Source organism: Micromonospora palythoicola (assembly GCF_036689795.1).
Lineage (GTDB): Bacteria > Actinomycetota > Actinomycetes > Mycobacteriales > Micromonosporaceae > Micromonospora > Micromonospora palythoicola.
Genome location: NZ_JBAGKI010000044.1, coordinates 31,534 through 49,858, shown reverse-complemented (window position 1 = coordinate 49,858; position 18,325 = coordinate 31,534). Strand labels below are relative to the sequence as shown.

General features: G+C 72.2%; 23 protein-coding genes. 8 read left to right on the top strand and 15 right to left on the bottom strand.

The window, feature by feature from the left end; translation table 11 throughout:
• Positions 1 to 115 precede the first annotated feature (115 nt).
• From V5O40_RS19285 to V5O40_RS19275, 3 genes are all read right to left on the bottom strand, one after another.
• Entirely contained in the window at positions 116 to 520 is a 405-nt protein-coding gene (locus V5O40_RS19285) for a cupin domain-containing protein (RefSeq protein ID WP_408631908.1), read from the bottom strand.
• A gap of 232 nt (positions 521 to 752) precedes the next feature.
• Positions 753 to 1,160, bottom strand: coding sequence for a hypothetical protein (locus V5O40_RS19280; RefSeq protein ID WP_332906760.1), 408 nt, complete (start codon positions 1,158 to 1,160; stop codon positions 753 to 755).
• A 210-nt stretch (positions 1,161 to 1,370) separates the two neighbouring features.
• Positions 1,371 to 1,892, bottom strand: coding sequence for a septum formation initiator (locus tag V5O40_RS19275; protein ID WP_332906759.1), 522 nt, complete (start codon positions 1,890 to 1,892; stop codon positions 1,371 to 1,373).
• A gap of 103 nt (positions 1,893 to 1,995) precedes the next feature.
• Here V5O40_RS19275 and V5O40_RS19270 point away from each other — a divergent pair, with 103 nt between their 5' ends.
• From V5O40_RS19270 to V5O40_RS19260, 3 genes are all read left to right on the top strand, one after another.
• Positions 1,996 to 2,688 (top strand): response regulator transcription factor, encoded by a 693-nt coding sequence (locus tag V5O40_RS19270; protein WP_332906758.1) that lies wholly within the window; start codon positions 1,996 to 1,998, stop codon positions 2,686 to 2,688.
• Positions 2,685 to 3,953, top strand: coding sequence for a sensor histidine kinase (locus V5O40_RS19265; RefSeq protein WP_332906757.1), 1,269 nt, complete (start codon positions 2,685 to 2,687; stop codon positions 3,951 to 3,953). The genes V5O40_RS19270 and V5O40_RS19265 overlap by 4 nt, the downstream gene beginning before the upstream one ends.
• Before the next feature lie 215 nt (positions 3,954 to 4,168).
• A complete protein-coding gene (locus V5O40_RS19260) occupies positions 4,169 to 4,705 on the top strand; it encodes a PepSY domain-containing protein (RefSeq protein ID WP_332906756.1) in 537 nt (178 codons plus the stop codon).
• A gap of 74 nt (positions 4,706 to 4,779) precedes the next feature.
• Here V5O40_RS19260 and V5O40_RS19255 read toward each other — a convergent pair whose 3' ends face one another.
• Positions 4,780 to 5,667 (bottom strand): sulfotransferase domain-containing protein, encoded by an 888-nt coding sequence (locus V5O40_RS19255; protein WP_332906755.1) that lies wholly within the window; start codon positions 5,665 to 5,667, stop codon positions 4,780 to 4,782.
• Positions 5,668 to 5,761: 94 nt separating this feature from the next.
• On the opposite strand from V5O40_RS19255, the gene V5O40_RS19250 reads away from it, so the two are divergent.
• Positions 5,762 to 6,766 carry a beta family protein gene (locus V5O40_RS19250; protein ID WP_332906754.1) on the top strand — a complete coding sequence of 335 codons (1,005 nt, stop codon included), beginning with the start codon at positions 5,762 to 5,764 and terminating at the stop codon, positions 6,764 to 6,766.
• Here the strand turns inward: V5O40_RS19250 and V5O40_RS19245 are convergent.
• The 6 genes from V5O40_RS19245 to V5O40_RS19220 all read right to left on the bottom strand — a co-directional run bounded on the left by V5O40_RS19245 (position 6,750) and on the right by V5O40_RS19220 (position 9,819).
• The gene (locus V5O40_RS19245; RefSeq protein ID WP_269739618.1) at positions 6,750 to 7,031 is read right to left on the bottom strand and encodes an adhesin; all 282 of its coding nucleotides are present in this window, start codon (positions 7,029 to 7,031) and stop codon (positions 6,750 to 6,752) included. The genes V5O40_RS19250 and V5O40_RS19245 overlap by 17 nt on opposite strands.
• 210 nt (positions 7,032 to 7,241) lie before the next feature.
• Positions 7,242 to 7,556 (bottom strand): hypothetical protein, encoded by a 315-nt coding sequence (locus tag V5O40_RS19240; protein WP_332906753.1) that lies wholly within the window; start codon positions 7,554 to 7,556, stop codon positions 7,242 to 7,244.
• A 91-nt stretch (positions 7,557 to 7,647) separates the two neighbouring features.
• Complete coding sequence (locus tag V5O40_RS19235) at positions 7,648 to 7,995, bottom strand: DUF1330 domain-containing protein (RefSeq protein WP_332906752.1); 348 nt, start codon at positions 7,993 to 7,995, stop codon at positions 7,648 to 7,650.
• 24 nt (positions 7,996 to 8,019) lie between these two features.
• A complete protein-coding gene (locus V5O40_RS19230; RefSeq protein ID WP_332906751.1) occupies positions 8,020 to 8,457 on the bottom strand; it encodes a nitroreductase family deazaflavin-dependent oxidoreductase in 438 nt (145 codons plus the stop codon).
• Between the two features lie 87 nt (positions 8,458 to 8,544).
• A complete protein-coding gene (locus tag V5O40_RS19225; RefSeq protein ID WP_332906750.1) occupies positions 8,545 to 9,084 on the bottom strand; it encodes a hypothetical protein in 540 nt (179 codons plus the stop codon).
• 138 nt (positions 9,085 to 9,222) lie between these two features.
• Complete coding sequence (locus V5O40_RS19220) at positions 9,223 to 9,819, bottom strand: pentapeptide repeat-containing protein (protein ID WP_332906749.1); 597 nt, start codon at positions 9,817 to 9,819, stop codon at positions 9,223 to 9,225.
• Between the two features lie 73 nt (positions 9,820 to 9,892).
• On the opposite strand from V5O40_RS19220, the gene V5O40_RS19215 reads away from it, so the two are divergent.
• From V5O40_RS19215 to V5O40_RS19205, 3 genes are all read left to right on the top strand, one after another.
• A complete protein-coding gene (locus V5O40_RS19215) occupies positions 9,893 to 11,125 on the top strand; it encodes a serine hydrolase domain-containing protein (protein WP_332906748.1) in 1,233 nt (410 codons plus the stop codon).
• A 46-nt stretch (positions 11,126 to 11,171) separates the two neighbouring features.
• Positions 11,172 to 11,816, top strand: coding sequence for an NAD(P)-dependent oxidoreductase (locus V5O40_RS19210; protein ID WP_332906747.1), 645 nt, complete (start codon positions 11,172 to 11,174; stop codon positions 11,814 to 11,816).
• A 121-nt stretch (positions 11,817 to 11,937) separates the two neighbouring features.
• Positions 11,938 to 13,380: a M20/M25/M40 family metallo-hydrolase gene (locus V5O40_RS19205; protein WP_332906746.1), complete on the top strand. Its 1,443-nt coding sequence runs from the start codon at positions 11,938 to 11,940 to the stop codon at positions 13,378 to 13,380.
• A 38-nt stretch (positions 13,381 to 13,418) separates the two neighbouring features.
• Here the strand turns inward: V5O40_RS19205 and V5O40_RS19200 are convergent, their stop codons facing one another.
• Positions 13,419 to 13,883, bottom strand: a complete 465-nt coding sequence (locus V5O40_RS19200; RefSeq protein ID WP_332906745.1) for a PPOX class F420-dependent oxidoreductase — start codon at positions 13,881 to 13,883, stop codon at positions 13,419 to 13,421.
• A gap of 19 nt (positions 13,884 to 13,902) precedes the next feature.
• On the bottom strand, positions 13,903 to 14,532 hold the full coding sequence (locus tag V5O40_RS19195; protein WP_269739628.1) for a DUF6642 family protein: 630 nt from the start codon (positions 14,530 to 14,532) through the stop codon (positions 13,903 to 13,905).
• 300 nt (positions 14,533 to 14,832) lie between these two features.
• Between V5O40_RS19195 and V5O40_RS19190 the strand changes: the two genes are divergently transcribed.
• Positions 14,833 to 15,621 (top strand): D-Ala-D-Ala carboxypeptidase family metallohydrolase, encoded by a 789-nt coding sequence (locus V5O40_RS19190; RefSeq protein WP_332906744.1) that lies wholly within the window; start codon positions 14,833 to 14,835, stop codon positions 15,619 to 15,621.
• Positions 15,622 to 15,712: 91 nt separating this feature from the next.
• Here V5O40_RS19190 and V5O40_RS19185 read toward each other — a convergent pair whose 3' ends face one another.
• The 3 genes from V5O40_RS19185 to V5O40_RS19175 all read right to left on the bottom strand — a co-directional run bounded on the left by V5O40_RS19185 (position 15,713) and on the right by V5O40_RS19175 (position 18,319).
• Positions 15,713 to 16,246 carry a hypothetical protein gene (locus V5O40_RS19185; protein ID WP_332906743.1) on the bottom strand — a complete coding sequence of 178 codons (534 nt, stop codon included), beginning with the start codon at positions 16,244 to 16,246 and terminating at the stop codon, positions 15,713 to 15,715.
• 91 nt (positions 16,247 to 16,337) lie between these two features.
• Positions 16,338 to 17,099, bottom strand: a complete 762-nt coding sequence (locus V5O40_RS19180) for a response regulator transcription factor (protein WP_332906742.1) — start codon at positions 17,097 to 17,099, stop codon at positions 16,338 to 16,340.
• The gene (locus V5O40_RS19175; RefSeq protein WP_332906741.1) at positions 17,075 to 18,319 is read right to left on the bottom strand and encodes a sensor histidine kinase; all 1,245 of its coding nucleotides are present in this window, start codon (positions 18,317 to 18,319) and stop codon (positions 17,075 to 17,077) included. Before V5O40_RS19175 ends, V5O40_RS19180 begins: the two co-directional genes overlap by 25 nt.
• Positions 18,320 to 18,325: the final 6 nt, after the last annotated feature.

Here is an 18,325-nt window from a genome sequence, read left to right as displayed (position 1 = left end):
ATCCGTAGTCGGAGTTCGCCGGCTGCTCCAGGCGCGCGGCGTACCCGCGATCGGGGGGCTCATCCGGCGGCCGCGGTGGTCCGCCGGCCGGGGTGAGCCGGGCCGGCGGGACGGGTCAGGAGGTCGGCGGCTCGTCCTCGCCCGCCGCCTCCGCGGCGTCGGCCTCCTCCTTGGTGTGGTGCACGGCCTGGTCGGCGTGCTCCGGCGGCCCGTAGACGGTGTACAGCACCAGCGGGTTCGGGCCGGTGTTGACGAAGTTGTGCCGGGTGCCGGCCGGTACGACCACCAGGTCGCCCTGCACCACCTCGCGCTTCTCACCGGCCACCTGCGCCTCACCGGTGCCACTGACGAAGGTCAGGATCTGGTCGATGTCCTCATGGACCTCCTCACCGATCTCGCCGCCCGGCGGGATCGTCATGATCACCAGCTGGGTGTGCTTCCCGGTCCACAGCACGCGCCGGAAGTCCGGGCTCTTCTCGGCGACGGTCGCGATAGTGAAGTGCTCCATGCCCCGACACATACCCCATCCGGGGCCCCGCCACGCCGTGCTTCGCAGATGGTGGAATTGAACACTGCCCCGGGGTTTGGACCGACGCCGATCGGGGATCGACACCACCGACCGGTTCGACCGGTCATGCCAGGTCCCCGCTGACGTACCGCCGTACGGCTGCGGCGGTGGGAGACGGCCGAGCGCGGCGCGGTTTCGACCCTCGGGTCAACGGCGCCGCGCGCTCGTCTGCGCCTCGGGGTGCTCAGGAGAGCACGGCCAGGTGAAAGGGGCGGTCGGCGGCCGACCCGGCACCGTCGAAGGTGGTCACGAAGACGGCGTTCGGAATGCCGGTACGCCCGGCAACCGCGATCTGACCGGCGGGGGCCAACCCGGAGCTGCCCGTGAGGCCGACGGTGCCGACCAGGCTGGCACCGGTGACGTCCTGGTCGAACACCACCTGGTACATCCCGGTCCGCAACCGGTTGGCCGCCGCCGCGCCCAGCCCGCGGACCAGGAGACCATCGGCGCTGACCACGGCGAACAGGACTCTGGCGGTCAGTGGCATGCCGGCGCCGGCGCAGGTGGTGTGTTCGGCCTCGGCGTGGGCCGTGGCCTCGTCCCCCGGTACGGGCTGGGGAACCCCGCTGCTCCTGGCTCTCGCGCTGGACATCGGACTCCTTCCCCGGCCCGGTCGAGCGGCCATGGCATGTTGAGTTGGTTGCGACGGCTAAAGGGGGGTCAGCGCCGATCAGCCCCCTTTGTGCCTCGAACGTATGTCGCGTTCCCCGCCGGTAGCCAGGCGATCGGCTGTCCGATCAAGGACATTCGGCGTAACGATCATGTCTTTGACCTGCGGCGACGCCGGAAACGTGTGCGCGACTCAGTCATTGTCGGGGTCGAGCGCGGGTACCCCGCCCACGCACCGCACGGACAGCTCGTACTCGCCGCTCGGGCCGACGAACGTCACGTCCGCGTCGTCGTCCGGGCCACGATCGACGTCGTCGACCCGGTAACCCGGTCGGGCGCTCCAGGAAACCAGGTAGACCCCGTCGGGCCGACACTCGGCCACCGCGCTGCCGCCCGTGGTGGAGAAGCCGCGGCGGTTGCCCGACTCCGCGTTCGGGTCGGCCGGAGACACCGGGCTCGACGGCGACCCGCTGGGGTCGGTACCGGTCGTCGTACTGCCGGACGCCGGGGTGCCGGTCGGCACGCCACCGGGCGGATCGGTACCGACCGGCGCCGGTTCGGCGAGCGCGCGGGCGATCTCCTCCTGGCTGCGGACCCCACCCGGCGTCCCGGTGAGGCTCTCACCGACCAGCCGGATCGCGGCGAGCCCGATCAGGGTGGCGACGACCGCGGTGGCCAGCCATCCGGCCACGGCGAGCAAGGTTCGACGGCCCATCACCCGACTATCCCCGATCGGCGGTCGGGGTGACCTTCGGGCAACGCTAAGGGAGGGTTAACGGAGCGGGCCGGTGACGATCGCCGGGGATACCCTGCCTGCTGTGGCCCGCCTGCTGCTGATCGAGGACGACCTGACCATCCGTGCCCCGCTGGTGCGGGCGCTGCGCGAGCGGGGACACGCCGTGGCCGCCGCCTCCACCGCGATGACCGGGCTGCGTGACGCCCTCGACGATCGCCCCGATCTCGTGGTGCTCGACCTCGGGCTGCCCGACCTGGACGGGCGTGAGCTGCTGCGGATGCTGCGGGCCGTCAGCGCCGTACCGGTCATCGTGGCCACCGCCCGCGACGACGAGCGGGAGATCGTCCGGGTGCTCGACGCGGGAGCCGACGACTACGTGGTCAAGCCGTTCACCGCCGCCCAACTCGACGCGCGGGTACGCGCGGTGCTCCGCCGCGGACCCGGCGGGCAGCCGGTGGATCCGACGGTGGTGGTCGGCGGTCTGCGGATCGACCCCCGCTCCCGGCAGGTCGACCTCGACGGCGAACCGGTCGAGTTGACCCCGCGCGAGTTCGATCTGTTGCGGCATCTGGCCACCCGGGTCGGTGAGGTGGTGACCAAACGGGAGTTGCTGACCGAGGTGTGGCAGATCCCGTACGGCGGGGCGGACAAGACCGTGGACGTGCACCTGTCCTGGCTGCGCCGCAAGCTCGGCGAGAGCGCCCAGCGTCCGCGCTACCTGCACACCGTACGCGGGGTCGGGGTGCGCCTGGTCACCCCGGAGGTCGACGGGTGAGGGCCCGCCTGGCCCTGCTGGTCGCCGCGGTCAGCGTCCTCATCGTGATCGCCTTCCTGGTGCCGCTGGCGTTGCTGCTGCGCACCGCCGCCGAGGACCGGGCGACGGTGCGGGCCACCGCCGACGCGCAGAGCCTCGTTCCCGTGGTGGGCACCGCCGACCCGGAGACCGTACGGCTGACCGTCGAACAGCTCGCCGCCGAATCGGCCCGGCCGGTCAGCGTGTTCCTGCCGGACGGCACGGTGCTGGGCTCGGACGCCCCCCGCACCCCGGCGGTGGAGTTGGCCGGCCGGGGACAGAGCCTCACCGCCGAGACGGCCGACGGTCGAGAGGTGGTCATCGCGGTGCAGGGTCGCGCGGACGGCACCACCGTGATCCGCACCGTGGTGCCACGGGCGGAGATGACCGCCGGGGTGGGACGTGCCTGGTCGGTGCTGGCCCTGCTCGGCACGCTGCTGGTGCTGATCGCCCTGGCCGTCGCCGACCGCCTGGCCCGCACGCTGGTCCGGCCGATCGGCGAGCTGTCCGAGGTCTCGCACCGGCTGGCCAACGCCGAACTGGACGCGCGGGTGCGGCCGTCCGGGCCGGCGGAGCTGCGCGAGGTGGGCGGTGCCCTCAACCACCTCGCCGGCCGGATCCAGGAGTTGCTGGTGCAGGAGCGGGAACAGGTGGCCGACCTGTCGCACCGGCTACGTACGCCGCTGACCGCCCTGCGCCTGGAGGCCGAGTCACTACGCGACCCGCAGGACGCCACCCGGGTGATCGGCGCCGTGGACGGACTGGAGCGGGCGGTCACCGGTCTGATCCGGCAGGCCCGCTGGCGTGCCCCCACCGACGGCGCGGTGGTCGCCGACGCCGCCGCCACCGTGGCCGATCGGGTCACCTTCTGGTCGGTGCTGGCGGAGGAGACCGGCCGTGCCGTCGACCTCGACCTGGTCCCCGGTCCGGTTCCGGTCGTCGTCGCGGCCGACGAGTTGGCCGCCGCGCTGGACGCCCTGCTCGGCAACGTCTTCGCGCACACTCCGGACGGCACGCCTTTCGCCGTCCGGCTCCGTACCGTCGGCGACCAGGTGGTCCTGACGGTCGCCGACGAGGGCCCCGGCATCGCGGCCGACTCGGTGCTCCGGGGCGCGAGCCGGGCAGGGTCGACCGGACTCGGGCTGGACATCGCCCGCCGGGCGGCCCAGGCCAGCGGCGGCCGGCTGGTACTCGGCGAACGGCCCGGCGGCGGTGCCGAGGTGACCCTCTGGCTCGGCCAGGCATGACCCCCGCCGCACCTGGGCGCGGCACGTCGGCGGTGTCGAGAGACGCCCCGGAGAGCTGGCGGGATCCGTGACTCTTCCGTGAGCCCCACGAGCAACGGGCGCCGTCACTCTTCGTGCGCAGATCCGGTCTTAACCGGGGCTTAGGGTTCGGACAGCGCGCCGCTATCGCGGCCCGACCGATCCTCGATGCGACAACCGAGGAGAGGTGCGGAACGATGAAGCGCAATCCCCTGATCCTGGCGTCGGTCGGCGGCGCGGCGGCGGTGCTCACGGTGGCCGGGGTGTTCCTCGGCGTCGCGGCGGCGGACGACAGCCAGGCACGGCGGACCACCCTGACCGCCGCGACCGGAGCCCCGACGACCGCGGGTCTCCCCGACGGCACCACCGGCGCCACGGCCCCGGACCCGACCGGCACCACCGCCACCGCCGACCCGACCAGCGTGGCACCCAGCACTCCGGCGCAGACCCAGCCGGCCACGGAGGGTGACGCGGTGAGTCGGGAACGGGCCGGTGAGATCGCGCTGGCGCAGGCCGGTGGTGGACGGATCACCGAGACCGACCGGGACGAGGAGAACGGCCGGGGCGTCTGGGAGGTCGAGATCGTCAATGGCGGTACCGAGCACGAGATCGACGTCGACCGGCAGTCCGGTGAGGTGGTCAAGGCCGAGCAGGAGCCGGCGGACGACGACGAGGACGACCGCGATGACGAGGACGACGATGACGATGACGATGACGACCGGGACGACGACTGACCCGAACCCCTCGGGTCGGTGACAACCCACCGGCACCCCCGCGGCGGCACCCCGCTGCGGGGGTGCCCGCGTCTTCACGCCTCGGTTCGGTGCAGCCAGGCGAGCAGGTCCGGCGGAGCCAGAGCGGCGGCCCGGGAGTGGTAGCGGGCCCGAGCGGCCGCGTCGAGCAGCGCGCGGCCCTGACCGGACCGACCGCTGCGGAAGAAGGCGTTGCGGTCCTTCAGGATGCCGGCGGCGTCCGGCGCGAGCCGGTCGGCGCGGGCCCGCATCCGGTCGAAGGTGGCCGCCTCCACCAGCTCAGGTCCGGGCGGTTCGAGGCCCAGGCGCTCGGCCAGGCGCCGCATCTGCCCGGCCAGGTCGACGCGAAGGTCGTCGTAGTGGACGAGGTGCACGTTCGGTTGGTGCCGACGTGCCCAGGCGTCGCCCAGGTGCCACAGGACACCCGGCAGCGAGTCCAGTTCGGCACGCGGATCCGGATCCGCGTCGATCCAGCGTACGAGCGCCTGTTCGACCGGCGGACGGGGGCGGGCCGGCTCCGACGGCCCGGGCTGGCCGGTCAGCTCGGCGAGCCGGGCACGATCCAGATTGGCCCCCTGGTGGTGCAGCGAGACCGCCGCGTCGAGCGGATGCCGGGCCACCACCACGTAGTGCACCCGGGAATCACTCGGCACCCCGTCCAGCGGAGTGTGGGTCTTGATGAAGCGCCGGTGCCGCTGGGCGGCCAGCCGGGCGTACACCCGCTCCGGCGGCTCGACCAACCAGTCGAGCCAGGGTGACAGCTCGGTCAGTGGCGCCGGCAGTTCCGGCGTACGCAGCACCAGCAGGGCGCAGATCATCTGCATCCAGGTCGTCCCGCTCTTGGAGCGCGTGCTGATCACGATGTCACCGGGGCGGAAGGGAAAACCCTGCCAGCGGGCGCTGTCCTCGTCGGCGGACCGGTACCTGGTCGGTGCGTGAGACACCGCGCGAGGATAGTCGGGGAGTTGACACCTGTCCGGTGAATTCCCGCTCTCCCGCCCTGTGAGGTGGGTAATCGGCTGGCTACATTTAATTATGATGCCCGCCCCTGGAGGACGGGCGGAGGAGCCGGTCTACCGTCCCGTCCTCGCCGCCCGGCGCGGGGAACTGGAAGCGCTCGGCCACCTCGATGACGCCCTCGCCCCGCTGCTCAGCCCGATCCTGCAACTGTCCGAACTCGACAGAAACGTCCTCGACGCGCTGACCCGGTTGCCGCCGGGGCTGCGGCCCGCCGTCGAGTTCGGTGCCCTGCCCGACACGACGGCGTCCGTGCTGACCCGCCGGGGCGTACCACTGGTGCCGGTGATCGGGCTGGCGGACGGCGAGCGGCGGTTGGCGGCGCTCGGTGCCACGGCCCGGGCACAGACCCAGCGGGCCGTGGTGCGCCTGCGGCTACGTCGGGACCGGGCCGGCCCCGACGCCACCACCGTGGCCGTGGAGCGGATCGGCAGACACGCGCGGCTGGTCCCGGAGCAGTGTGATCTGGTGCTCGACTGCGGCGACGTGTGCTGCCCGGCGGACGTCCGGCTGGTCGAGCCCCGGGTCCGGCGGATGCTGGACTGGACCCGCCGACACACCTGGCGTTCGGTGAGCGTGGTCGCCGGTGGCATGCCACCGGCACTGTCCCGGCTGCCCATTGACGAGCCGGTACGGGTGGACCGCTGGGACTGGCTGCTCTGGCAACGACTGGCCGACCTGGGCGTCACCTTCGGCGACTACGGCGTGGCCTCGACCACGCCCCAGCCCACCGTCGACCGCCACCTGACGGTCCCGTACACCGGCGACGGCGTCTGGTTGATCCACCGCTGGTCGCGCCGTCGAGGTCAGGGTGATCAGCGGGTCGCGGACCTGTGCCGCACGCTGGTGTCGGGCCCGCACTGGCCGCCGACCGGCGCGAGCTTCTCCTGGGGCGACCAGGAGATCTCGCGCCGGGCACGCCGGGGTGCCGGGGCGGGCTCGGCGACCAACTGGATGGCGTGGAGCACCTCCCACCATCTGGCCCACGTGTTGAACGCGCTGGCCCGGTCTACTCCTTCTCGGTGAACCCGAACTGCACGACGCCCTCGTCGTCCACGGTCGCGTCGACCGAGGCGTCACCGAGCAGGTCGGCCGCGTCGGAATCGAGAAAAATCCGGGCGCCCTGGTTGTCGACCACCTGGTCCCCCTCGACCGGGGCGGGTACCAGCTCGACGCTGAGCGAGCCGGCGGTGGTGTCCGCGGCGATGCGTACCCCGCCGCCCTCGGAGACGTCCTGCTGGGCGGCGAGATCACGGATCACCAGGACGGCATTGTCGGTCATCGTGAGCATGGTGGGACTCCTCGTGGGTTTCTGGGCTCCCGGGCGGTGCCATCCACCGCCACATCGGGGCAGCTCAAGGCCCCTCCAGCCCCCACGGTGCCCGCTGCCGAGGCGTCCGTCAAATAGAGCGATGTCAGCGCGACACGAGGCATGACGGCCCGCTGGGCGGGTATCGGTGCCAGTTGGGCCTCGTGCGCACTGACCCGCCTCTCGCGCCGCTCAGGCGGGCCGGGGCGGCAACGTGGCAGCGGGGTCGCCGCGTTCGATGAGCGCGGCGATGTCGGCGTCACGCAGGCCGCGTAGCGCGAGCACCCGGGTACCCCACCGGTGCAGCCGGCACGGGTGGGGGCTGGCGTCGTTACGGCAGACCGTTCCCCCGGACCAGCGTCGGGGTGCGTGCACCACGACAGCCCGCACGGCGAACTGGGCATCCTCGGCGGTCACGTACGGCGGCAGCGGAATATCCCGCAGCCCCACCCCGGGCCGCTCGCCGGAGGGCGGGGCGGGACGGACCGTACTGCTGCTGCTGTTCATCGGCCTGGCCTCCACACAGGACAGTCGAACACGGACAGCAGGACGTTACGACCCGGTGGACCCGCAGTGACGGACAAACTGTCCCGTTGGCTCAGCCGGTCGGGGCCTTTGCCCGCAGCGCCGCCGCGGTCCGGCCGGGGTCGTAGCCCGGATCCACCCCGTCGAAGATGATCGCCGAGGCGTCGATGTGCCGCGTCCGCAGCGGCAGGATCTCCTGGTACGCCGGCGAGTCGTACCAGGCGTGGGCCCGCTGCCGATCGGGGAACTCGAGGATGACCACGCTGCCCGGCCACTCCCCCTCGCGTACGTCCACCTCCGGGCCGTGCACCACGAACCGGCCGCCGAAGGGCTCCAGGGTGGCCTGGATCCGCTCCAGGTAGGTCAGAATGTCCTCGTTGACCTGCGGGTTGCGCAGGTGCGCCAAGGCGAAAGCGGGCATCGTTCGTCCTCCCCGGTCGTCTCGTCAGGCACGTTCGAGCAGTACCACCGGGATGTCCCGGTCGGTCTTCGCCTGGTAGTCGTCGTAGGCCGGCCAGATCGCGGTCATCACCGGCCACAGCCGCGCCTTCTCCTCGGGCGTGGCCGGGCGCGCCCGAGCGGTGAACCGGTCGGCACCGACCTGCACCTCGACCTGCGGCTCGGCCAGCAGGTTGAGATACCAGGCCGGGTGCTGCGGGGCCCCGCCCTGGGAGGCGACCACCGCGTACGCGTCGCCGGACCGGCCGTAGATCAAGGCGGTACGCCGCAACGCGCCACTGCGCCGCCCACGGGTGGTCAGCAGCAGCGTGAAGACGCCCGGTCGCCACTCGTGCCCCTCGGCACCGTCGGTCTCGACGTAGCGGTTGATGTGCTCGGCGACCCAGTTCGTGGGGCTGTCCAGCACCCGTTCGCCCGTGGTCATGCGGTCCTCCCGGTGGTGTGGGACGGTCACCGACCAGGCTACTGCCGAAGCGGCTCGCCGGCCGGGCGGCGTCCCGCGTGCTCCCGGTCAGCCGAGGGCCGCGGTGAACCGGGCGATCTGTGCGGCCTCCGTGAGCGTGCTGCCCTGGCCACGGACGTACCGTACGGTGCAGAAGAGCGTCACCCGGTAGCCGCCCACGATCGCCGCGACGGTGGTGCCGTCGCAGTCCGGGCCGCCCGACAGTCTCATCGTCACGAGTTCCCGGGCCTCGGCCGCGGCGTCGGTGAGATTGCTGCCGAAGCCGTTGGTGTAGGAGCCCGGGCAGTAGATCTGCACGTCGAACCCGCCCACCAGGGAGTCGACGAGCGAACCCCGGCAGCTCACGCCGTAGGTGAGGTAGAGCTGGTACAGACGCAGCGCCTCCAGGTTCGCGTCGCTGAGCGTACGGCCGAAGCCGTGGATGTAACCCGCGTCGCCGCAGCGGATGATGACTCGATAGCCGCCCACGATCGCCTGGGACGACGAGGTCGAGCAACTGGCGGCCGCCGTGGCCGGCCCCACCGGGACCACCACCGCGACCAGGGTCAGCACGGCCGCGACGAGCGCGGCCCGAACGGTACGGAACATGAATGCCATCCTCCTGGCCCGGGTGCGACGGTCAGCTTCGCTCAGCTCAGCACCCGTCCATTAGAAGCAGCTTTCATCGACACGAGGAGCCCATGGCGCATAGACGACAGAGAATGAACCGGGCGGTGGCGCGGGTGGTCAGTCGCGGATGTCGAACCCGAGGGCCCGGGCCAGGGTCGCCGCCTGCATCAGGTCGATGACCGCCCCCTTCCGGTGCACCGAGGCCGGATCCAGGCCGGCCAGGTCACTGCCGCGCAGGTCCGCGCCGGTCAGCCGCGCCCCGCGCCACTGCACGTCGGACAGGTCGCACCCGGTCAGCGTCGCGCCGGTCAGGTCGGCACCGGACAGGTCGGTCTCGCGCATCCGTACGCCGGTGAACCGCGCGCCGCGCAGGTCGCCACCGGCCAGGGTGAGGAACGACCAGTCGCCCCCGGTCACGGTCAACGGCCGCAGGTCGCAGCGGTCGAAGGTGCTGCCCAGCAACTTGCAGCCGGTGAACTCCGCCTCGAACAGGTTGCACCGGGTGAAGACGCACCGGGTGAATGCCGAGTCGACGTGCCGGGAGACGTTGAAGGTCACGTCGCCGAAGGTGCAACCCGTGAAGACCGCGCCCTGGCTGGTCGCCTCGGTCAGATCCACCCGGTGGAAGGTGCAGTTGACGAAGTGCCGGTCGGCCAGGTCCTCGGCGTACCAGTCCTCGTCGTGGAAGGTGACGTCCTCGGTCGGCTCCGGCATGCCCAGCAGGCTAGCCAGTGACCCCGACAACAGAGCTTCCGCGCCTCGCGTACCGGCCGGTAGGTTGCCTGGGGTGAGCATCACAACCAGCATCGAGGCGAGGCAGGTCGGATTCGACCCGGCGCGGCTGGCCCGCATCGACGAACATTTCGCCAGCTACGTCGACGCCGGGCGGCTCGCCGGCTGGCAGGCGGTGGTCACCCGGCGCGGCGAGGTCGCGCACAGCTCGACGTACGGGCTGCGGGACCGCGAGGCGGGCACGCCGGTGGAGCCGGACACGCTCTGGCGGATCTACTCGATGACCAAGCCGATCACCTCGGTCGCGGCGATGATGCTGTGGGAGGAGGGTCGCTTCGAGCTGACCGACGAGGTCGGCCGCTGGCTGCCCGAGTTCGCCGACATGCGGGTCTACTCGAAGGGGTCGACCCTCAAGCCGTACACCGTGCCCGCGATCGAACCGATCCGGATCTGGCACCTGCTCACCCACACCGCCGGGCTGACCTACGGCTTCATGCAGACGTCGGTGGTGGACGGGCTGTACCGGGCCGCCGGCTACGACCTCTACCCGCCGGCCGAGGTCGACCTGGCCGAGGCCTGCCGGGTCTTCGGTGAGCTGCCGCTGCTGTTCCAGCCCGGCACCGCCTGGGGCTACTCGGTCGCCACCGACGTGCTCGGCCGGCTGATCGAGGTGGTCTCCGGACAGAGCCTGGACACCTTCCTGACCGAACGGATCCTGCGTCCGCTGGACATGGCCGACACCCGCTGGCACGTCGACGGCGCGGACGCCGAGCGGCTGGCCGCGCTGTACGTGCCGGATCCGGCGTCCGGTCGCGCGGTGCGGTACGACGCACTCGGCGCGCTGGCGTACGAGAAGCCGGCGCTGCTCTCCGGCGGCGGTGGACTGATCTCCTCGGCGGCCGACTACCACCGCTTCACCCAACTGCTGCTGCGCGGCGGTGAGCTGGACGGCACGCGGCTGCTCGGTCCCCGGACGGTGCGCTTCATGACGCGCAACCACCTGCCCGGCGGCCAGGACCTGGGCACCCTGTCCACCGGTGGGTTCGCCGAGACCAACCTCGACGGCGTCGGTTTCGGGCTCGGCTTCGCGGTCGTCGACGACCCGGTGCCGAGCCGGGTGCCGAGCAGCGTCGGCGAGTACTACTGGGGCGGCGTGGCCAGCACCGCGTTCTGGGTCGATCCGGTCGAGGAGATCACCGCCATGTTCTTCACCCAGCTGATGCCGTCGAGCACCTGGCCGCTCCGCCCGCAACTGCGCCAACTGGTCTACTCGGCACTCGTCGACTGAGCCGTTCCGCCGACGCCCACCCGACCGAATCCCTAGCCTGGGAGGCGTGGTCAACATCGTCGTGTTCGGCGCGGGCGGCACCGCCGGTTCGCGGATCGTCCGGGAGGCGTTCGACCGGGGACACCGGGTGGTGGCAGCGGTGCGTCGTCCCGAGGCGGACGCGCCGTACCTGCCGGCCGGGGTTCGGGTCGTGACCGGGGACGCGACAAGTGTGCGCAGCGTGCGGGAGCTGGCACCGGAGGCGGACGCGCTGGTCGTGGCGATCGGCGGCGGTGACCGTACGCTGTGGCCCGACGCGGCGCGAACCGTGCTCGACGCGTTGCGCGGGATGCCGGCGGCACCCCGGGTCATCCACGTCGGCGGCGGTGCCACCCTGCTCGACCCGGCCGGCACCCCGCTGCTGGAGGACCCGGACTTCCCCGCCGAGTACCGCGACGCCGCGCTGGGCCAGGCGGAGGCCCTCGACGTCTACCGCTCCTCGGCCGACGGGGTGACCTGGACCTACGTCTGCCCACCACCGCTGGAGTTCCATCCGGGCGAGCGCACCGGCCGGTACCGCACCGGCACGGACCAGCCGGTGACCGACGCGGCGGGCCGAAGCGTGCTCAGCTACGAGGACCTGGCGGTCGCGGTGGTCGACGAGATCGAGAACAGCCGCTTCCGGAACATGCGGTTCACCGCCGCGTACTGAGCACGATCGCGGCAAATCTGATCTTGAGTGACGGCGACCCGCCGGATAGATTCGAGTCTCTGTGACCCGGACGTCACACCCCTGACGCGCGGGTCGGACCTCGAATCAGGAGGGCGCCGTCTTGGCCTCGCACGACGACACCGTGACACCCCCGCACGAATCGTCCCGCTCCACCGGATCAGGCTCGCTCGACCGGCGACGGATGTTGACCGTCGCGCTCGGCGGCGCCGCCGCCGTGGCGCTGCCCGCCCCCGCCTGGGCGGTCACCGACCGGCGTCCGGGCGCGCACCGCCCCCCGACCCTCACCCCGTCCGACCGGATCGTCGTCGCCCAGCTGTCGGCGAAGCGTGCCCTGCAACACCTGAAGGTGCTCTCCGAGGACATCGGCCCACGCATCGGCGGCACCGACTCGGAGCGCCGGGCGGCGCACTACATCGCCGGCCAGTTCGACCGGCTGCGTTACGACACCACGCTGCAACCCTTTCCGGTCGCCGACAAGTTCCTCGCCCAGCTCAGCGCACCGTCCGGGCTGCCCCGGGACCTGAACTGGCAGGTCGGCGCGAGCGGGCAGGCCGCGCTGGACACCCGGGTCACCGCACCCGTGGTCGATGTCGGCGCGGGTGCGCCCGGCGACTACCCGGCCGACGTCAGCGGCCGGATCGTGCTCGTGGACTATGTCGCGGCCCAGCGCGAGCAGCTCGCCGCCACCGCCGTGGCGGCCGGTGCGGCAGCCGTGGTCTTCCTGCCGGCCGACCTGGTGGAGCCGCGTCGCGCGTCGGCGTTCTCCCCCACGCTGCCCGGCTCCGCCACCACTCCGCTGCCCGTTCCGGTGGTCGGGGTGGCCCAGGCGCAGAAGCACCGGCTGCGCGCGCTGCTGGCCGCCGGGCCGCTCACCCTGACCATCGTCACCACCGCCCACCGGGGACTGACCTCGCACAACGTGCTGGCCGAGCGGCGCGGTCGGGCGGGCCGCGATGCGCCGGTGGTCATGGTCAGCGCCCACTACGACTCGGTCATCGGCGCGCCGGGTGCCAACGACGACGGCTCGGGCACCGTGCTCTGCCTGGAACTGGCCCGGGTGCTGAGGGCGGTGCCGATGAACGCCACCGTGCGCTTCGCCCTGTGGGGCTCGGAGGAACAGGGGTTGATCGGCTCCCGCTACCACGTGGCCCAGCTGCCGCAGCCCGAGCGGGACCGGATCCTCGCCGTCTACCAGAACGACATGGTCGCCACCAGCTGGGACCCGGCGACCCGGTACTGGCTGTTGTCGTTCACCGGCGAGAGCAACCGGGCCACCGACGAGGTCGCGGCCGCCGCCCGGCGGCTCGGCTACGAACCGCGGATCTCGCCGGTCACCCAACGCGGCGCCAGCGACCACCAGTCGTTCCAGGAGGTCGGTATCGCCAGCGCGAACTTCTCCTGGCGCGGCGAGGAGTCACCGGCGCTGCTCGAACCGCCGTACCACAGCCCCGAGGACACCATCGCCAAGAACATCAGCCTGGAACGGCTCCAGGTGTCGATGGAACTGATCGGCTGCGCCGCGTACGCGACGGCTCGGTGCTGAACCCCGGGGCGGGGCGCTACGCCGCGCCCCGCCCCGGATCAGTCGGCCAGTCGGGCCGGAAAGCCTCCGGTGGCGATCGGGCCCCACCCGGTGACGGTGATCCTGATCAACGACTTGCCCTGCCGCCGCATCGCCTCCCGGTACTCGTCCCAGTCCGGATGCTCGCCGGAGATGCTGCGGAAGTACTCCACGAGCGGTTCGAGGGCCTCGGGCAGGTCGAGCACCTCGGCGGTGCCGTCGACCTGCACCCACGGGCCGTCCCAGTCGTCGGAGAGCACGCAGGCCGACACCCGGGGGTCGCGGCGGATGTTGGCGACCTTCGCGCGTTCCGGATAGGTGGAGATCACCAGCCGGCCCTGCGTGTCCAGCCCGGCCGAGACCGGCGAGGACTGTGGGCGGCCGTCGGCGCGGGTGGTCAGCAACACCACCCGGTGCCGAGGGCGGAGAAACTCAAGCAGTGCGTCCCGGTCGACCCGGGTGTTACGCGCGATCATGCGTGCCATCGCTCGTTTGTACCAGTACTCAGGCGTGCTGACCGGCGGACGGCTGGCTGGGTACCCGAGGGCGCAGCGACGGCCGCCAGGCCCGGCCGTTGGCGTAGATGATCCGGAAACCCAGGTACGACGCGAGCGGCGCCCAGTGCGCCGAGCCCATCCGCAGCTCGGCGGCGTTGTGGCGGCGGCCGTTGGCGAGCACGTCGAGCAGCACGGTCTCGAACGCCGCCGACTCGACCCAGTCCACCTCCCGGGTGAAGCCGCAGATCAACGCGGCGCCGGTGACGGCGAGGAAGTCCCGCAGCACCGGCTCGGGGGCGCGTAGCACCGAACAGCTGCCGAAGTAGAGGCGGCGTCCCTCGCAGCGTCCGGCCATCAGCTCGGCCACCTCGGTGAGTTCCACCGAGTGCCAGTCGGTGAGGCACAACCGGTTCGGCTCGCCGTGCATGGCGAAGAAGCCGAGCCGGTGGTCGGCGTACTGCTTCAGCAACCAGCGGTCGATGAAGTAGAACAGCTCGTCCCGGGTTGCCGCGTCCTTGTGGATGAAGCGGACCTTGCCCAGCCGTTCGAGCAGTTCCAGGGTGGGCAGTACGGACCCGCGCTCGTTGAGGTCACGGTGCCACTGGCCCTCGACGCAGAAGATGCCACCACGCGCCACGCCCACCTCCCTCGTCGCCGGCGCTGACGTTACCGGGCCGGTTGACCCGGTGAACATCACCCTCCGTGGCACCGGCTGCGACCTTCCGCACGGAAATGGCTGCTCTACGGCCGCTCGCCACCGAATGCCGGTTTCGGAAACGAGCCCAATTCACAGGCAATGCCCAGGTAAGGCGAAATGCGAGGACAATTCTCGTTTATCCCCTCCAATCGGCTGCACCGGTGCGAGGGTGGATCCACGGGACAGCCCGGTCGAAGTCCCGGATGCCATCCCATTCGCTCTCCTATCGGGAGGACTTCTGTGCGCGTACACACCTTGAAACGGGCAGTCGTCGCCCTCGCCCTGGCCCTGCCGGGCGCCGCGATCGCCTCGGTGGTCGCCGCGCCAGCGGCCCATGCCGACGGCTGCTACACCTGGAACCGCAACCTCTACCAGGGGCGTTCCGGCAGCGACGTGCGCGAGCTGCAACTACGGATAGCCGGCTGGGCCGGCAACAACAACGTCGTGGAACTCGACGGCCGGTTCGGCCCGAAGACCGCCGCCGCGGTTCGCCGCTTCCAGTCCGCGTACGGCCTCAAGGTCGACGGGGTCGCCGGGCCACAGACCTACCGGAAGCTGTACCAGCTCCAGGACAACAACTGCACGCCCCGGCACTTCAGCTACACCGAGATGGACGACGGCTGCGGCGGCAGTGGGTGGGACGGTGGCCCGCTGAGCACCGGACAGACCCGGCAGAACGCGCTGCGCACCATGTGGAAGCTGGAGGCGCTGCGCAAGAGCCTCGGCGACCAACCGCTGATCGTGACCAGCGGGTTCCGCAGCCGCACCTGCAACAACCGGGTGGGTGGGGCGTCGGACAGCCAGCACCTCTACGGCAACGCCGCCGACCTCATCTCCCGGGACAGGTCGCTGTGCCAGATCGCCCGCCAGGCGCGCAACCACGGCTTCAGCGGCATCATCGGGCCCGGCGTGTCCGGCCACAACACCCACGTCCACGTGGACTCGCGGCGGGAGAACAACCAGGACCGCAGCGCGAACAACACCTACTGGGCGGCACCCAGCTGCGGAATCCCCGCCGGGAACCGCTGATCGCACGGTGCATCGCGACGCCGGCCCGGGCGCGGGCGGGGAATGACCGCGCGCTCCGGGCCGGCGTCGTACCGCCGGCGGGCGAGCCCGCTCAGCTCGCCCGCGGCCAGCGCGGCGCGGTGGCGGGGGGTGCCACCGGCCGGCCGGAGCCGGGCGTCCGGACGCCGCCGCGCGCGACCGGGGCGGCCACCCGGGGCGCGGGACCCCGCGCCGGGTAACCGGGGGTGCGGTCGGGTCGCGCCGGATGACCGGCGGCCCGCGGCGGGTAACCGGCGGCGCGCTCGGTGCCCGCCGGACGCGCGGCGGTAGTACGTCCCGCCGAGGGCCCATTGATCAGGAACGGGAACGGCACGTGCACGAACGGATTGCCGTGCCGGATCAGGGCGTCGAGCTGTCGCTCGTTGAGCCCGTGGTTCAGCAGCACCTTCCGACCCCAACGATGCAGCCGGCAGGGGAACCGGGCACCGTCGTTGCGGCACAGCGCCCCGGTCGGCCACTCCTCGGCCGCGTGCACGACCACCGCCCGGACGGCCAGCCGGACGTCCTCGGGGGTCAACGGCGTCGGGACCGGCAACTCGCCCAGAATCTGATCGATGGGATCCGTCGACTGCTCATCAACTCGCACGGCAGACCTCCCGCAGCTCCGGTAGCGGTGCGCTTGAGCACCGCACCTCGAGCAGTGGTACGGCCACCGCGACGGGATGGTTCAAACGTTTTCAGACCAGCCCGGCGTCGTGGACGAGCAGGGCCACCTGCACCCGGTTGTTGAGTCCGAGCCGGGTCAGCAGCCGGGAGACGTACGCCTTGACGGTGGCCACGCTCATGAACAGCTCGGCGGCGATCTCGGCGTTGGTGCGCCCCCGACCGAGCGCCACGGCGACGGCGCGTTCCCGCTCGGTCAGGCCCTCGATCAGCCGGGCGGCCCGGTCCCGCCGTGGGTCGGCCGCCGGTCCGGCCGTGACGTGTTCGATGAGGGTCCGGGTGACCGTCGGCGACAGCGTCGCCTCGCCGGCCGCCACCCGGCGCACCGCCCGCACGATCTCCACCGGCGGGGTGTCCTTCAGCAGGAAGCCGCCGGCACCGGCGCGCAGCGCCCGCAGCACGTGCTCGTCGGCGTCGAACGTGGTCAACACGAGCACCTCCGGCGGATGGGGCAGCCCACGCAGCGCCTCGGTGGCGGCCAGCCCGTCCAACCGGGGCATCCGGATGTCCATCAGCACCACGTCCGGCCGGCAGGCGGCGACGGCCTGGACGACCTCACTGCCGTCGGCCGCCTCGCCGACCACCTTCAGGTCGGGCGTACCGCCGAGGATCATCGACAGCCCGGCGCGTACCAGCGCGTCGTCGTCCACGATCAGGATCCGCACCGGGTGCTCGCCGCCGGCAGCGGGCGCGTCGGCGGCAGCCGCCGACGCCGCGCCACCGCCCTCGGCGGCGGCGGGCACCGGGCCGGTCACGTCGCCGGCCACGGCAGCCATGCGGCCAACCGGAAATCGCCCCGCTCGTCGCAGCCGTGCTCCAACCGCCCACCGGCGAGACTGACCCGCTCGGCGATGCCGACCAGCCCGGTGCCGGTGCCGGGGATGGGCGTCCGGGGCGCCTCGCCCACCGGCCTGCGGTTGCGGATCTCCACCCGCAGCCCGTCACCGGGCGCGCCGTTGAGGCCGACGGTGACGGCGGCACCGTGGGCGTGCTTGCGGGCGTTGGTGAGCCCCTCCTGCACGATGCGGTAGACGCTGCGCCCCACGGCCACCGGCAACCGGTCCGGCGCGGCGACCCCTTCCCGCAGTTCGACGCGAGTTCCGGCGGCCCGGGACTCGGCGATCAGGGCGGGCAGGTCGTCGAGGGTCGGCTGGGGGCGTTCCGGGTCGTCGGGCAGCGCGGTCTCGGCGCGCAGCACGCCGATCACCTCGCGCAGATCCTGAAGGGCGGCGTGCGCGCTGTCCCGGATCACCCCGGCTGCCCGGGCCACCTCCGGCGCGGGCGCGTCCGGACGGAACTCCAGCGCCCCGGCGTGCAGGCTGAGCAGCGAGATCCGGTGGGCGAGCACGTCGTGCATCTCCCGGGCGATGCGGGTGCGCTCCAACTGCCGCGCCTGTGCGACCCGTAGCTGCTGCTCGGCCTCGGCCCGCTCGGCGCGCTCCCGCAACGACAGCACCAGTTGCCGGCGCGCCCGCACGAACATCCCCCAGGCCAGCACCAGCAGGGTGATCACCACGCCCCAGAGGGTGGATATCCAGTACGAGCCGGCGGGGTCGGGACGCAGCAGGGTGAAGAAGAAGTTGGTGAGCAGCCCGGCGCCGGTGACGGCCAGGGCGACAGCCGTCCGGCGGTGCACCACCGCCGTAAAGTAGATGATCAATAGAGCGATGCTGGAGGCGGTGGAGAAGAGCGCCATCGGCAGCGTCGCCAGCACCAGACCCACCGGCCAGCGACGCCGCCACCAGAGCGCCGCCGTACAGGCCAGGCCGAAGAAGGCGTCCGCGACGATCATCCAGTCGTACGGCAGCCGTTCGGCGAACGCCGGGTTCGGGGAGGCGGCGTCGAAGCTGGCCAGCACCACCCAGGCCAGGGAGGCCAGGAACGCGAGGCTGTCGACCAGCCAGTCGCGGGTGGTACGCCGTGGCCGGCGGCCCACCCCAGGGCCCAACGCCCCCGGCAGCAGACCCGGGTGCTCGAGTACGACGGCGCTGGTCACAGGCGC